The 12,925-nt window shown below is 72.7% G+C and carries 14 protein-coding genes and 2 riboswitches; of the genes, 4 read left to right on the forward strand and 10 right to left on the reverse strand.

The features are described 5' to 3' along the window. Nucleotides 1–23: 23 nt before the first annotated feature. From ACIBAD_RS12425 to ACIBAD_RS12440, 4 genes are read right to left on the reverse strand one after another with little or no spacing between them, the layout of a single operon-like run. Nucleotides 24–845 carry an energy-coupling factor ABC transporter ATP-binding protein gene (locus tag ACIBAD_RS12425; RefSeq protein ID WP_398906419.1) on the reverse strand — a complete coding sequence of 274 codons (822 nt, stop codon included), beginning with the start codon at nt 843–845 and terminating at the stop codon, nt 24–26. Between the two features lie 5 nt (nt 846–850). Further along, nucleotides 851–1,600 carry a cobalt ECF transporter T component CbiQ gene (gene cbiQ, locus ACIBAD_RS12430; RefSeq protein WP_398906245.1) on the reverse strand — a complete coding sequence of 250 codons (750 nt, stop codon included), beginning with the start codon at nt 1,598–1,600 and terminating at the stop codon, nt 851–853. 3 nt (nt 1,601–1,603) lie between these two features. Beyond that, nucleotides 1,604–1,963 carry an energy-coupling factor ABC transporter substrate-binding protein gene (locus tag ACIBAD_RS12435; RefSeq protein WP_398906421.1) on the reverse strand — a complete coding sequence of 120 codons (360 nt, stop codon included), beginning with the start codon at nt 1,961–1,963 and terminating at the stop codon, nt 1,604–1,606. A 5-nt stretch (nt 1,964–1,968) separates the two neighbouring features. Further along, complete coding sequence (locus ACIBAD_RS12440; RefSeq protein ID WP_134071009.1) at nt 1,969–2,661, reverse strand: energy-coupling factor ABC transporter permease; 693 nt, start codon at nt 2,659–2,661, stop codon at nt 1,969–1,971. A 28-nt stretch (nt 2,662–2,689) separates the two neighbouring features. Beyond that, nucleotides 2,690–2,884, reverse strand: a riboswitch (cobalamin riboswitch). A gap of 83 nt (nt 2,885–2,967) precedes the next feature. On the opposite strand from ACIBAD_RS12440, the gene ACIBAD_RS12445 reads away from it, so the two are divergent. Continuing rightward, nucleotides 2,968–3,681 (forward strand): flavodoxin family protein, encoded by a 714-nt coding sequence (locus tag ACIBAD_RS12445; protein ID WP_398906248.1) that lies wholly within the window; start codon nt 2,968–2,970, stop codon nt 3,679–3,681. A 154-nt stretch (nt 3,682–3,835) separates the two neighbouring features. Here ACIBAD_RS12445 and ACIBAD_RS12450 read toward each other — a convergent pair whose 3' ends face one another. From ACIBAD_RS12450 to gcvT, 6 genes are all read right to left on the reverse strand, one after another. Then, complete coding sequence (locus ACIBAD_RS12450) at nt 3,836–4,336, reverse strand: hypothetical protein (RefSeq protein WP_398906250.1); 501 nt, start codon at nt 4,334–4,336, stop codon at nt 3,836–3,838. Nucleotides 4,337–4,453: 117 nt separating this feature from the next. Then, nucleotides 4,454–4,861: an SsgA family sporulation/cell division regulator gene (locus ACIBAD_RS12455; RefSeq protein ID WP_398906251.1), complete on the reverse strand. Its 408-nt coding sequence runs from the start codon at nt 4,859–4,861 to the stop codon at nt 4,454–4,456. Between the two features lie 396 nt (nt 4,862–5,257). Continuing rightward, nucleotides 5,258–6,640: an L-serine ammonia-lyase gene (locus ACIBAD_RS12460; RefSeq protein WP_134071001.1), complete on the reverse strand. Its 1,383-nt coding sequence runs from the start codon at nt 6,638–6,640 to the stop codon at nt 5,258–5,260. 360 nt (nt 6,641–7,000) lie between these two features. Next, a complete protein-coding gene (gene glyA / locus ACIBAD_RS12465; protein WP_030857337.1) occupies nt 7,001–8,257 on the reverse strand; it encodes a serine hydroxymethyltransferase in 1,257 nt (418 codons plus the stop codon). Between the two features lie 15 nt (nt 8,258–8,272). After that, nucleotides 8,273–8,653 carry a glycine cleavage system protein GcvH gene (gene gcvH / locus ACIBAD_RS12470; protein WP_134070999.1) on the reverse strand — a complete coding sequence of 127 codons (381 nt, stop codon included), beginning with the start codon at nt 8,651–8,653 and terminating at the stop codon, nt 8,273–8,275. 124 nt (nt 8,654–8,777) lie between these two features. Continuing rightward, nucleotides 8,778–9,893 (reverse strand): glycine cleavage system aminomethyltransferase GcvT, encoded by a 1,116-nt coding sequence (gene gcvT / locus ACIBAD_RS12475; RefSeq protein ID WP_134070997.1) that lies wholly within the window; start codon nt 9,891–9,893, stop codon nt 8,778–8,780. Nucleotides 9,894–10,077: 184 nt separating this feature from the next. Continuing rightward, nucleotides 10,078–10,181: riboswitch (glycine riboswitch) on the reverse strand. A 241-nt stretch (nt 10,182–10,422) separates the two neighbouring features. Here gcvT and ACIBAD_RS12480 point away from each other — a divergent pair. The 3 genes from ACIBAD_RS12480 (at nt 10,423) to ACIBAD_RS12490 (ending at nt 12,737) form a co-directional block, all read left to right on the forward strand. Further along, on the forward strand, nt 10,423–11,088 hold the full coding sequence (locus ACIBAD_RS12480; RefSeq protein WP_398906423.1) for an AAA family ATPase: 666 nt from the start codon (nt 10,423–10,425) through the stop codon (nt 11,086–11,088). A 114-nt stretch (nt 11,089–11,202) separates the two neighbouring features. After that, entirely contained in the window at nt 11,203–11,940 is a 738-nt protein-coding gene (locus ACIBAD_RS12485; RefSeq protein WP_134070995.1) for an enhanced serine sensitivity protein SseB, read from the forward strand. Between the two features lie 56 nt (nt 11,941–11,996). After that, nucleotides 11,997–12,737 carry an enhanced serine sensitivity protein SseB C-terminal domain-containing protein gene (locus tag ACIBAD_RS12490; protein ID WP_134070993.1) on the forward strand — a complete coding sequence of 247 codons (741 nt, stop codon included), beginning with the start codon at nt 11,997–11,999 and terminating at the stop codon, nt 12,735–12,737. Nucleotides 12,738–12,925: the final 188 nt, after the last annotated feature.

Consider the following 12,925-nt stretch of genomic DNA (forward strand, 5'->3'; position numbering starts at 1 on the left):
CGCCATCCTAGGGAAGCCCGCCCCTACTGCCAGGCGGACAGTGCCTCCGGGGTCTTTGGGCCCGGCGCCTGCGGGGCCAGGAGGGCGTGGGCGCGGAGGAAGGACGCCACCGCCGGGGACCAGGCCGGGCGCAGTCCCGCCGAGGCCAGGAGCTGAGGGTCCGACAGGAGCGTCTCCGCCGGGCCCGTGCGGATGCCCGACGGGGTCAGGACCGCCGCGTCGTCGGCCCAGCGGACCGCCAGGTCGACGTCGTGCGTGGCCATCACCACCGTGGTGCCGGCCGCGCGCAGCCCCGCGAGGGCGTCCAGCAGGCGCTCCTGCCCGTCCGGGTCCAGGCCCGCCGTCGGCTCGTCCAGGATCAGCACCCGCGGGGCCATGGCCACCGCCCCGGCGATCGCCGCGCGCTTGCGCTGGCCGTACGAGAGCAGGTGCGTCGGGCGGTCCCGCAGCGCCGTGATGTCCAGCGCGGCGAGCGCCGAATCCACCCGGGCGCGGACCTCGTCCGCCGCCAGCCCCATGTTCATCGGGCCGAACGACACGTCCTGCTCCACCGAGGCCGCGAACAGCTGGTCGTCCGGGTCCTGGACCACCAGCTGCACCGCCGTGCGCAGGCGGGTCAGCCCCGCCCGGTCGTACGAGACCGCCGTGCCGTCGAGGCGCAGGGACCCCGAGCCGGGTCGCAGGCCCCCGCTCAGCAGCCGCATCAGCGTGGTCTTCCCGCTGCCGTTGCGGCCCAGCAGGACCAGCGCCCGGCCCTGCGCGATGGCGAAGTCGACGTCGGCGAGGACCACCGGGCCGTCCTCGTACGCGTAGCCGGCGCCGGCCAGTTCCACCAACGGGTCCAACGGGTTCACAGGTACAGCCCCTTCAGGGTGAGGGTCAGGGTGATCAGGGCCGCCAGCAGGGCCCCCGACGCCGCCAGGAACCGCCACGACAGCGTCGCCTCCGGTACGAGGACCCGCAGCGTGCCGTCGTACCCGCGCCCGGCCAGGCCCTCCTGGAGCCGTGCCGCGCGGTCGAAGGCCCGTACGAAGGAGGTCGCGGCGAGCCCGGCCAGGGAACGCCACACCGCCGCCCGCCCGGACTGGCCCAGACGGGCCGCCTGGGCGCGCCGGACCTGGGCCATCGAATCCAGCAGCAGGAAGCCGATGCGGTACATGACCAGGGCCACGTCCACCACCGGCGCCGGGACTCCGGCCCGGACCAGCCGGGGCAGGACGTCCGAGACGGGCGTGGTGAACGCGAACAGCAGCACCCCGAGGGAGGCCGCCGAGGTCCGCAGCAGCAGATCCGCGGCATGCCGGGGGCCGTCGGGCGCGAGCGAGACGAACCCGGCCGGGCCGCCGACGGCGACGAGCAGCGGCAGCGCGCCGGTGAAGCAGAAGCCCAGCGGGATCCGGAAGGCCCGCCACAGCTGGCGCCCGGCCACGCCCGCCGGGCCGAGGAGCACGGCCAGCGTGGCGGCGGCGACCAGCGGCCCGCCGGGCCAGGGCGGCAGGCACACGGCGGTGACCGTCAGGCCGAGCCCCAGCAGGGCCTTCTCCAGAGGGTGGCGGCGGCGCCACCGACTGCCGTGCGCCGCCACGTCGATCGGCAGCACCGCCTACGACTCCGCGGCGGCGGGATCCGCCGCCGGGGCGGGGGCGGGGGCAGGAGCCGGAGCCGCGGCAGCGGCCTGGCGGCGGCCCTTTCGGACGCCGAAGTAGTACGCGAGCACACCCGCGCCCAGTGCGGCCTGGAGGGCGAACAGCGCCGACTCCACCTCCCCGGAGGGGGGTTCGTACAGCGGCGAGAACCACGGCTCGTAATCCGGCTTCAGCTCGGTGATAGCCGTCTCCGCCTGCGCGTCGGCGCCCGCGAACGGCTCCTCCTTGCCCTCGCCCATCCCCAGGGCGAGCGGCAGTACGGCCAGTGCCGCCACCAGGAGCAGCAGCAGGCCGTTGATCTTCGCGTTCCGGCTCATGCTCATCAGACCGCCGCCTTCTGCCCGCTGCGGCCGCTCAGCTTCGCCACGCCCAGCCGGACCAGGTCCGACTTGCTCGACTGCATCAGCAGCCGCATCACGAGGACCGTCAGCAGCCCCTCGCTCACCGCGAGCGGGATCTGGGTCACCGCGAAGATGCCCCCGAACTTCGCGAGGGCGCCCGGGAACCCGGAGCCCGGGTCCGGGAAGGCCAGCGCCAGCTGCACGGAGGTCACGCAGTAGGTGACGAGGTCGGCGAAGAAGGCGCCGAAGAAGACGGTCACCATCAGCGGGACGTCGAAGCGCTTCAGCAGCAGGTAGACCCCGTAGCCCGCCCAGGGCCCGGCGATCGCCATCGAGAAGACGTTCGCGCCGAGGGTGGTCAGCCCGCCGTGCGCCAGCAGCAGCGCCTGGAAGAGCAGGGTGATCGTGCCGAGCACCGCCATGATCGGCGGTCGGAACAGGATCGCCCCGAGACCGGTCCCGGTGGGGTGCGAGCAACTACCCGTCACCGATGGGATCTTCAAGGCGGACAGGACGAAAGTGAACGCTCCCGACGCCCCGAGCAGCAGCGTGCTCTCCGGGTTCGCCTTCACCTCGCGCGTGAGGGCGCGGACACCGTGGACGACGAACGGAGTGGACGCGGCGCCCCAGGCGACCGCGTGCAAAGGGGGCAGAAACCCCTCGGCTATATGCATGAGTGGCGAGACCTCTCCAGCACCTCGTGGATGGACAACGCGCCTCGGCCGGTCTCCTGGCTCACGGGTGCTGATGCCCTGGCTCCGCCTTCCCGGGCGGTGCGGAACCTCCCGCGCCGCCCAGTGGCCTCCCGCAGGATGGAGCCGGACTTCCCGTTCACAGTGGCGAGGGCCGCACCGGTTTTCCACCGGTTTCCCGAACACCAAGGCCAGACGACCCTAGTCGGACGGACGGACCGGCACCAACCCGGCCCGAACGGGTGCGGTCCGGTGGCGGTCCCGGCCGAGGCCGCGCAGGCTGGCGGCGTGGCCGCCGCATACGATTACTCCGACCTGACCGCCGTCTACGTCAACTGCACCCTCAAGCGCTCGCCCGAGCCCAGCAACACCGAGGGCCTCATCGACCGCAGCCGCGCCGTCATGGAGGCGGCCGGCGCCCGGACTTCGCTCATCCGCGCCGTGGACCACGACATCGCCACCGGCGTCTGGCCCGACATGACCGAGCACGGCTGGGAAACCGACCAGTGGCCGGTCCTGTACAGCCAGATCATGGACGCCGACATCCTCGTGCTGTGCGGCCCGATCTGGCTCGGCGACAACAGCTCCGTCATGAAGCAGGTCATCGAGCGGCTCTACGCCTGCTCCTCGATCCTGAACGAGCAGGGCCAGTACGCCTATTACGGGCGAGTCGGGGGCGCGCTCATCACCGGCAACGAGGACGGCGTGAAGCACTGCGCCATGAACGTCCTCTACAGCCTCCAGCACCTCGGCTACGCGATCCCGCCGCAGGCCGACGCGGGCTGGATCGGCGAGGCCGGGCCCGGGCCCTCGTACCTCGACCCCGGCTCGGGCGGGCCCGAGAACGACTTCACCAACCGCAACACCACCTTCATGTCCTGGAACCTGATGCACCTGGCCGCCCTCCTCAAGCGCGCGGGCGGCATCCCGGCGCACGGCAACCAGCGGTCGGAATGGGACGCCGGCTGCCGCTTCGACTTCCCGAACCCCGAGCACCGCTGAACCGCCTGCTTCGGATCACGCCGGTGCCTCGGTGCCTCGGTGCGTCGGCCGGCGCCGGCTCCAGCTGCGCCGGCAGGGGCCGGGCGTTCATGTGGTCCGACCCGGCGGAACGGAGGAGGGCGGGCACCCGGCGGACCCGCCCTCCCCCTCGCCTTCAGCGGCACACGTTGCGGTGGGCGACGTCCAGTACGAACCGCTCGGGCGCGTGCAGTGTGAAGGAGTTGACGGAGGGCTTGGCGCCGAAGGCCGCGCCGAAGGTCACGTAGCCCTCGAAGTCGCCGGTCAGGGCGAGGCCCTTCAGTTGCGGCAGGTGGATCCTGACCAGCTTCGGCCCGCGGTAGCTGCTGTCGCCCGCGCGGTGGTGCGCCGCGGCGGGATGCAGCCGGATCTCCAGGAAGTACTTCCCGGCGAGCGGGACGGGTGCGCCGGACCCGTCGTGCACCAGCCGCGGGACGCGGGTGACGGTGGCCCGGGGACCGTATCCCCGCAGGTCGATGACGATGCGGTCGTACGTGCAGTGTCCGCCCCAGCGGGCGTTCACGACGAGCGGCGTGGGCCGGGCGGCGGCCGAGGCCGGCGCGGCGAGGGTGATCCCGGCGGTGAGCAGCGCACCTGTGGCGAGTGCCACGAGCTGCCGGCGGCGGAGGTGGTTCATGACGTCCCCCTGATTCTTCGGAGGCGGGGACCGGTGTCACTGCTGAGGACACTCCCGGCGGGCTCATGGTTGCACCCAAACCGGACCAAAATTAAATAAACCGTCCCGAATCCGTCGCTACCGGGGGAGGAGGGTGCTGAGCTCGGCGTCGAGGTCGTAGTGCCGCCGCTCCTCGCCCCGGGGCACCAGCCCGACCAGCCGCCGGCACAGCGCCCGTACGTCCTTCGCCCGGGCGGACACCACGCAGCTCTGCGTGCCGTTGCTGAAGGCGAGGAAGACCCGCGGCTCCCCGCCCTGCCACCGCGGCCACACCTGGACGTCCCCCTCGCCCGTCGGGCAGGTCTCCCCGTCGAGCAGCAGGTCCCGGGAGAACACCCAGCGCGCCAGGTGCGTCCCGGCTCCCCGGAAGTCGAGCGCCAGCTCGTAGGGCCGGTCGCGGCGGTACGTGAAGGCCCCGCACACCGGCACGGGCCCGGGCGGGGCCTCCAGCCGGAGCGGGAGGACGCGGTGCTCGATGCCGTCCATGCGCTGCGCCTCTCTGTCGTGTCCCGGCGGGGGTTTGCGGCCCTCTCGGGCAAGCTAGCCCACCCCACGGCCGCCCCGGCGGGCCGAAGGTCCCGACCCCGGGGGCCGCTGGGCCCGTCTTCGCACAGGAACGGGTACGGGAACGCGGAGGGGCCCGCCCTCCGGGGGAGGGCGGGCCGCCGCGTCGCCGGTCCGCTACGGGACGGGGTGAACACGAACGAGTCGTCGGACTGCCCGACGGCGGTGAAGCCGGCGCCGTTGGCCTGGGCGCCGTTGCCCTGGTGGGACGCCCCGGAGCGCGGAGTTGCCGAGGTTGCCGCCGGCGAAGTCGAACGCGGGAGGGGCCCGGCGCACCGCGCCGGGCCCCTCCTGACTCATGCGTGCCGGATCAATGGATCAGCATTCGATGACGTTGACCGCCAGGCCGCCGCGGGCGGTCTCCTTGTACTTGACCTTCATGTCGGCGCCGGTCTCCTTCATGGTCTTGATGACCTTGTCGAGGGAGACCTTGTGGCTGCCGTCGCCGCGCATGGCCATCTTGGCCGCGGTGACGGCCTTGACCGCCGCCATGCCGTTGCGCTCGATGCACGGGATCTGGACGAGGCCGCCGACCGGGTCGCAGGTCAGGCCCAGGTTGTGCTCCATGCCGATCTCGGCCGCGTTCTCCACCTGCTCCGGGGTGCAGCCCAGGACCTCGGCGAGGGCGCCCGCCGCCATCGAGCAGGCCGAGCCGACCTCGCCCTGGCAGCCGACCTCGGCGCCGGAGATCGAGGCGTTCTCCTTGAAGAGCAGGCCGATCGCACCCGCTGCCAGCAGGAAGCGGACCACGCCCTCCTCGTCGGCGCCGGGCACGAAGTTCATGTAGTAGTGCAGGACCGCCGGGATGATGCCCGCGGCGCCGTTCGTCGGAGCGGTGACCACCCGGCCGCCGGCCGCGTTCTCCTCGTTCACGGCCATCGCGTAGAGGGTGATCCACTCCATCGAGAGCGCCTGCGGGTCGCCCTCGGAGCGGAGCTTGCGGGCGGTGTTCGCGGCCCGGCGCCGGACCTTCAGGCCGCCCGGCAGGATGCCCTCACGCGACATGCCGCGCGCGACGCACGCCTGCATGACCCGCCAGATCTCCAGCAGGCCCTCGCGGATCTCCTCCTCGGTGCGCCAGGCCTTCTCGTTCTCCAGCATCATCGCGGAGATCGACAGGCCGCTCTCCCGGGCCATGCGCAGCATCTCGTCGCCGCTGCGGAAGGGGTACTTCAGCACCGTGTCGTCGAGCTTGATCCGGTCCTCGCCGACCGCGTCCTCGTCCACCACGAAGCCGCCGCCGACCGAGTAGTACGTCTTCTCCAGCAGCGGGGCGCCCGCGGCGTCGTACGCGAAGAGCGTCATGCCGTTCGCGTGGTACGGCAGGGACCGGCGGCGGTGCAGGATCAGCTGGCTCGGCTCGTCGAAGGCGATCTCGTGCGCGCCCCCTATCTCGGTGCCGAGCAGGCGCAGGCGGCCCGTCTTGCGGATGCGCTCCACTTCGTCGTCGGCGCTCTCCACGTTCACCGAGCGGGGGGAGTGGCCCTCCAGGCCCAGCAGCACCGCCTTGGGCGTGCCGTGGCCGTGGCCGGTCGCGCCGAGGGAGCCGTACAGCTCGGCCCGGACCGCCGCGGTCTGGGCGAGTACGCCGTCCTTCTTCAGCCGGGTCACGAACATGCGGGCGGCCCGCATCGGGCCGACCGTGTGGGAGGAGGAGGGGCCGATGCCGATGGAGAAGAGATCGAAGACGGAGATGGCCACGGTGGCGGACTCCCTTGTCTGCTCGTGGGGCGGGAGGGGGCAGGAGAGGCGGTGCGGGTGGTTCGGGTGTTTCAGGAGGGGTGATTGTTCGGTTTTTGTCCGACAGTCGAGCTTAACGTGGTGAGGTGAACGGCTCGGCTGCCGGAACGGGTGCGCGAGGTTGCGGTTGGGCGTGGGTCAGGTCACGTTCCCGCTCCAGCGGCGTCCGCGGCGGGGGCCGCGCCGTCTCCAGGACGGGGTCGGGCCCTGGCAGACCGGCGGAGTGGGCCTGGACGCCCCGCGCGGCGCAGACGGGCGGCTCCGGTCATGGGAAAGGCCCGGCCCTGTGGGAAACAGGGCCGGGCCCCTCCGGGCCGGCGCCTAGAGCGTCGGGTACAGCGGGAACTTCGCGGCGAGCGCCGAGACGCGCGCCTTCAGGTCCTCGGCGTCGTAGGCGGGCTTCAGCGCCTGCGCGATGATCTCGGCGACCTCGGTGAAGGCCTCGGCGTCGAAACCGCGGGTGGCCAGCGCCGGCGTACCGATCCGCAGACCCGAGGTGACCATCGGCGGCCGCGGGTCGTTCGGGATCGCGTTCCGGTTGACCGTGATGCCGACCTCGTGGAGGCGGTCCTCGGCCTGCTGGCCGTCCAGCTCGGAGTTGCGCAGGTCGACCAGGACCAGGTGCACGTCGGTGCCGCCGGTGAGGACGTCCACGCCCACGGCCTTCACGTCGTCCTGGACCAGGCGGGCGGCGAGGATCTTCGCGCCCTCCAGGGTGCGCTCCTGGCGCTCCTTGAACTCGGGCGAGGCCGCCACCTTGAAGGAGACCGCCTTGGCCGCGATCACGTGCTCCAGCGGGCCGCCCTGCTGACCCGGGAAGACCGCGGAGTTGATCTTCTTGGCCAGCTCCTGCGTCGACAGGATGACACCGCCGCGCGGACCGCCGAGGGTCTTGTGCGTGGTGGTGGTGACGACGTGGGCGTGCGGCACCGGGTTCGGGTGCAGGCCCGCGGCCACCAGGCCGGCGAAGTGCGCCATGTCGACCATCAGGTACGCGCCGACCTCGTCCGCGATGCGGCGGAAGGCGGCGAAGTCCAGCTGGCGCGGGTAGGCGGACCAGCCGGCGACGATCAGCTGCGGCTTGGACTCCTTGGCGAGGCGCTCGACCTCGGCCATGTCGACCTCGCCGGTCTCGTCGACGTGGTACGGGACCACGTTGTAGAGCTTGCCGGAGAAGTTGATCTTCATGCCGTGGGTCAGGTGACCGCCGTGGGCCAGGTTCAGACCCATGATCGTGTCGCCCGGCTTCAGCAGCGCGAACATCGCGGCGGCGTTCGCCTGCGCACCGGAGTGCGGCTGGACGTTCGCGGCCTCGGCGCCGAACAGGGCCTTGATCCGGTCGATCGCGATCTGCTCGACCACGTCGACGTGCTCGCAGCCGCCGTAGTAACGGCGGCCCGGGTAGCCCTCGGCGTACTTGTTGGTCAGGACCGAGCCCTGGGCCTCCATGACGGCGACCGGAGCGAAGTTCTCCGACGCGATCATTTCCAGGGTGGACTGCTGGCGGGCGAGCTCGGCGTCGACGGCGGCGGCGACGTCCGGGTCGAGCTCGTGGAGGGGGGTGTTCAGAACAGACATCAGGATCCCCTGTGGTCAGTTGCCGGCGGTGAGCTTGGCGTACTCCTCGGAGGAGAGCAGGTCGGCCGGCTCCTCCGAGATGCGCACCTTGAACAGCCAGCCGCCCTCGAACGGAGCGGTGTTCACCAGCGCCGGGTCGTCCACGACGTCCTGGTTGAACTCGACGACCTCACCGGTGACGGGGGAGTACAGGTCGCTGACGGACTTGGTCGACTCCAGCTCGCCGCAGGTCTCGCCCGCGGTCACCGTGTCGCCGACCTCGGGGAGCTGGGCGTAGACGACGTCACCGAGCGCGTTGGCCGCGAACTCCGTGATGCCGACCGTCGCGACGCCGTCCTCGGCGTCCGACAGCCACTCGTGCTCCTTGCTGTAACGCAGCTGCTGGGGGTTGCTCATGACCTGATTCTCCTGGATGCGGGGGAGTGCGAACGAACAGTGGTCTTGCGTACTGAGACGGTCGGTACGGAGCCGGGGAGGGCGCCCGTACGGGACCGCCGCGGCACCGGTACGGCGTACGGGGCTACTTCTGCCGCTTGTAGAACGGCAGGGCCACGACCTCGTACGGCTCATGCGTACCGCGAATGTCCACGCCGACGCCGGAGGTGCCGGGCGCGGCGTGCGCCGCGTCCACGTAAGCCATCGCGATCGGCTTGCCCAGCGTCGGGGACGGGGCGCCCGAGGTGACCTCGCCGATGACCTGGCCGCCGGCCACGACGGGGAACCCGGCGCGCGGGACGCGGCGGCCCTCGGCGATCAGGCCGACGAGCTTGCGGGGCGGGTTCGTCGCGGCGCGCTCGGCGGCGGCCTCCAGGGCGGCGCGGCCCACGAACTCGCCCTCCTTCTCGAACTTCACGACCCGGCCCAGCCCCGCGTCGAACGGGGTCAGGGAGGTGGTCAGCTCGTGCCCGTACAGCGGCATGCCCGCCTCCAGGCGCAGCGTGTCGCGGCAGGACAGGCCGGCCGGGACCAGGCCGACGCCCTCGCCGGCCTTCGTCAGCGCCTGCCACAGCTCCACGGCGTGCTCGGGGGCGACGAACAGCTCGAAGCCGTCCTCGCCCGTGTAGCCCGTACGCGCGATCAGCGCGGGCACGCCCGCGACCGTGCCCGGCAGGCCGGCGTAGTACTTCAGCCCGTCCAGGTCGGCGTCGGTGAGGGAGGCGAGGATGCCGGGGGACTCGGGGCCCTGCACGGCGATCAGCGCGTACGCGTCACGGTCGTCGCGGACCTCGGTGTCGAAACCGGCGGCGCGCTCGGTCAGGGCGTCCAGGACGACCTGGGCGTTGGAGGCGTTCGCGACGACCATGTACTCGGTCTCGCCCAGGCGGTAGACGATCAGGTCGTCGACGATCCCGCCGTCCTCCTGGCAGATGTGCGTGTAGCGGGCGCGGCCGACGCCGACGGTGGAGATGTTGCCCACCAGCGCGTAGTCCAGGGCCTTGACGGCCTCCGGGCCGGTCAGCGTGATCTCGCCCATGTGGGAGAGGTCGAAGAGGCCGGCCTTGGTCCGGACGGCGTTGTGCTCGTCGCGCTCACTGCCGTACCGCAGGGGCATGTCCCAGCCCGCGAAGTCGGTCATGGTCGCACCGAGCGAACGGTGCAGCGCGTCGAGGGCGGTCAGGCGGGGGGCAGTGCTCATGGGTGTGGCTCCCGGGTCCCAGGGCATGACATGACGAGGACGTTCCTCCCCATCTGTCATCGGAACCTGAGAGGTTCGCCGAGAGTTCCCGGTCGGACCCGGGGAACGTCGACTTGCACCTTGGGTGGAGCGCACGCGGATGCCGTCGCGGGGGACGGCGGCGCGGCTCGCTTTTCAGATCTGCCTCATCCACGCGGTACGGGGCCTGAGAGATTCAAGGGAGGTACTTGCTCCTTCGGCGCCCGGGCAGCGCCTCACGGCGTGCCGGGACTCTCCCGCGCGGATTCAAGCGGCCGGTATGCAGTTGGTCCAGATGGCGCACATCATTGCACGCCGTCCGGGTGATCGGGGGTGCGGGCCCGAAAGAACGTGCGGAGGAAGGCGCGGAGGAAGTGCGGACGGGTGAGGACGGACCGGGGGCGCTTCCGGAATGCGGGCGGGATGCGCCGACCGGAACCGGGGGTGCCGGATTACCGTCTCTTTACACTCAGTGGGAATGGGGCCCTGCGGGGCCCGATGGGGGGAGGCGATCACTGTGCGGAGATTCGGAGTGCTGGCGTCGACCGGGACGGGATCCGTGGAGGCGGTGCCGGCGGCGCGGCGGGCGCGCGCCGAGGGCGCTGCCGTACGCGACCTGCGCGGCCGGGGCGCGCACGGACCGCAGTGGCTCGGCTTCGCGGAAGGGGACATCGTCGTGGTGTCCGGCCTCCCGGGCGGCGGCAAGAGCACGCTGATCAAGCGGGCCGCGGAGGACGGCGGCATCGACTCCCAGGACGTGCGCGAGCGCTGGGAGCGCCGGATGCCGAGGGCGCTGCCGTACGCGGTGTACCGGCCGCTGGTCCGCTTCGACCACTACTGGGGGCTCTGGCGGACCCTGCGCTCCGGCGCCTCGGCGGTGGTCCACGACTGCGGAACGCAGACGTGGGTCCGCAGCCTGCTGGCCGCGGCGGCGCGGCGCCGCGGCCGGGCGCTGCACCTGCTGCTGCTGGACACCAGCGCGGAGGAGGCGCTGGCCGGGCAGGCGGCGCGGGGGCGCGGGGTGTCGGCGTACGCGTTCGCCCGCCACCGGGTGGCGGTGGCCCGGCTGCTGCGCGACGCGGAATCGGGCCGCGTCCCGGCGGGCTGCACCTCGGCGGTGCTCCTGGACCGCGGTGCGGCGGCCCGGGTGAGCCGCATAGCGTTCCGGCAGCCGTAGGGCGGCCGCAGGCGGGCGGGGAGCGCCGACGGGCGGTCGGGGGCCCCGGCGGCGGTGTCGGTGCGAGCCGTTAATCTCGGGCCGACAGGGTGGGGCGAAACAGCGGAGGCGTACATGCAGGGCGGCGGCTGGCCGGACAACGAGCTGGAGCAGGTGCTCGGGGCGGCGCTCGGGCAGGCGGACGCCGGTGCCCGGATCGTCGAGGTGCTCGGCCGCAGCCGGCTCTGGGTGCCGCTGCCCGCCGGTGGCGGCCCGGACGCGGCCGGCGGCCTCACACTGCCCACCATGGAGATCAACGGAGCGCCGTACGTCCCCGTGTACAGCTCCGAAGCCCAGTTCCTCGCCTGCGTCGGTCCCGGCATGGACTTCGCGGTGGCCCCCGCCGTCGAGTTCGCCCGCGGCCTTCCCCCGCAGCTCGGCATCGCCGTGAACCCCGAGGGCGCCGTCGGGGTTCCGCTGCCCCCGCCCGCCGTCGCGGAGCTCTGCCGCACCGGCCGGACCCCCCTCGACGGCCCCGCCACCGGCGGCCGCGTCCGGCTCTACGAGCCCGACTGGCAGGAGGACCCGGTGGACTTCCTGGCGGCCGCCGCCGAGGAGTTCCGCGCCACCGGCGTGGTCGCCGCCGCGCACCGCTGCCTGGCCAGCGTCGAGGGCGGGGCCCCGGAGCTCTACGTCGGTGTCCGGCTGCTGGGATGGGAGCCCGCCATGCGGAACGCCCCGATGGACGCCCTCGGCCGGGCCCTGGCCCGCGTGGCGCCGCCCTGGCCCGTGCAGTTGATCCTCCTCGACGCCGCTCAGGACCCGGTGGTCGACTTCATCGCCGAGCGCGTACGCCCCTTCTACCTCGCGTAGCGCCGCTTAAGCTGGGTGCCGATACGGGTGGACGGGCGGACGAAGAGGGGTACCGGGTGAGTGCGTCAGGCACGGCCGCGGCCGGGCAGGTCGAGCACATGATGCGCCAGGTGACGCCCGGGCGCTTCGAGAGCTACGAGTCACTTCTGCACGCCCTCGCCGAGGGCCGCCTGTGGATGCTGCTCTGGCAGGGGCAGCCGGGCTCCCCGGACGCCCAGTACGGCGGCATGGAGGTCGAGGGCCTCGGGTACGCGCCGTGCGTGACCTCCCCCCAGGAACTGGCCGCCAGCGGCTGGAACAGGGGCTACGAGGTGGTCACCGGCCGGGACATCGCCCGGGCCCTCTACCCCGACCGCTGGGGCCTGTGGCTCAACCCGCACGCCCAGGGCGGCGGCCTCGGCATCCCCTGGGCCGACCTGCGCCGCATCGCCACCGGGCTCGACCGGATGCCGGCCGGCCCGCTGCGGCTGTCCGAGCCCGCCCTGGAGCTCCCGCAGTTCTACGGGCTGCTCACCCAGCACGCGCACCGCACCCCCGCCGTGCGCTCGCTGCGCCGCGCCTGGGTGCAGCCCTCGCTGGGCTCGCCGTACCTCGCGGTGGGGCTCGACCTGTACGACGCCTCCGCGCCCGCGCTGGAATCCGTACGGGAGATGATGCGCCAGTCGGTCGGCGCGGTGCCCGAGGGCGTGCCGGTGTGCACGGTGGCACTGGCCGACGAGCACGATCCCGTCGCGATGTGGCTGCGCGCCCAGACGCGCCCCTTCTACGACCGCGAGGGCCAGGCTCCGGCCTACTGACCAGGCCCCGGTCCAGGGACCGGGACGGCCGTGTCGAACCGACCGAGGCCGCGGGGAACGACCGTTCCCCGCGGCCTTCGGCTTGTCCGGATTTCGCCACCCTTGTGGGCCCAAAAGGCATGCTCCTACCGCGAGTTGGGCGCCATGTCCGATTGTGTACCGAACGGACGGTGTTGATCCGCTCAGGC

Origin of the sequence: Streptomyces sp. NPDC051109 (assembly GCF_044455885.1) — a bacterium.
Taxonomy (GTDB): Bacteria; Actinomycetota; Actinomycetes; order Streptomycetales; family Streptomycetaceae; genus Streptomyces.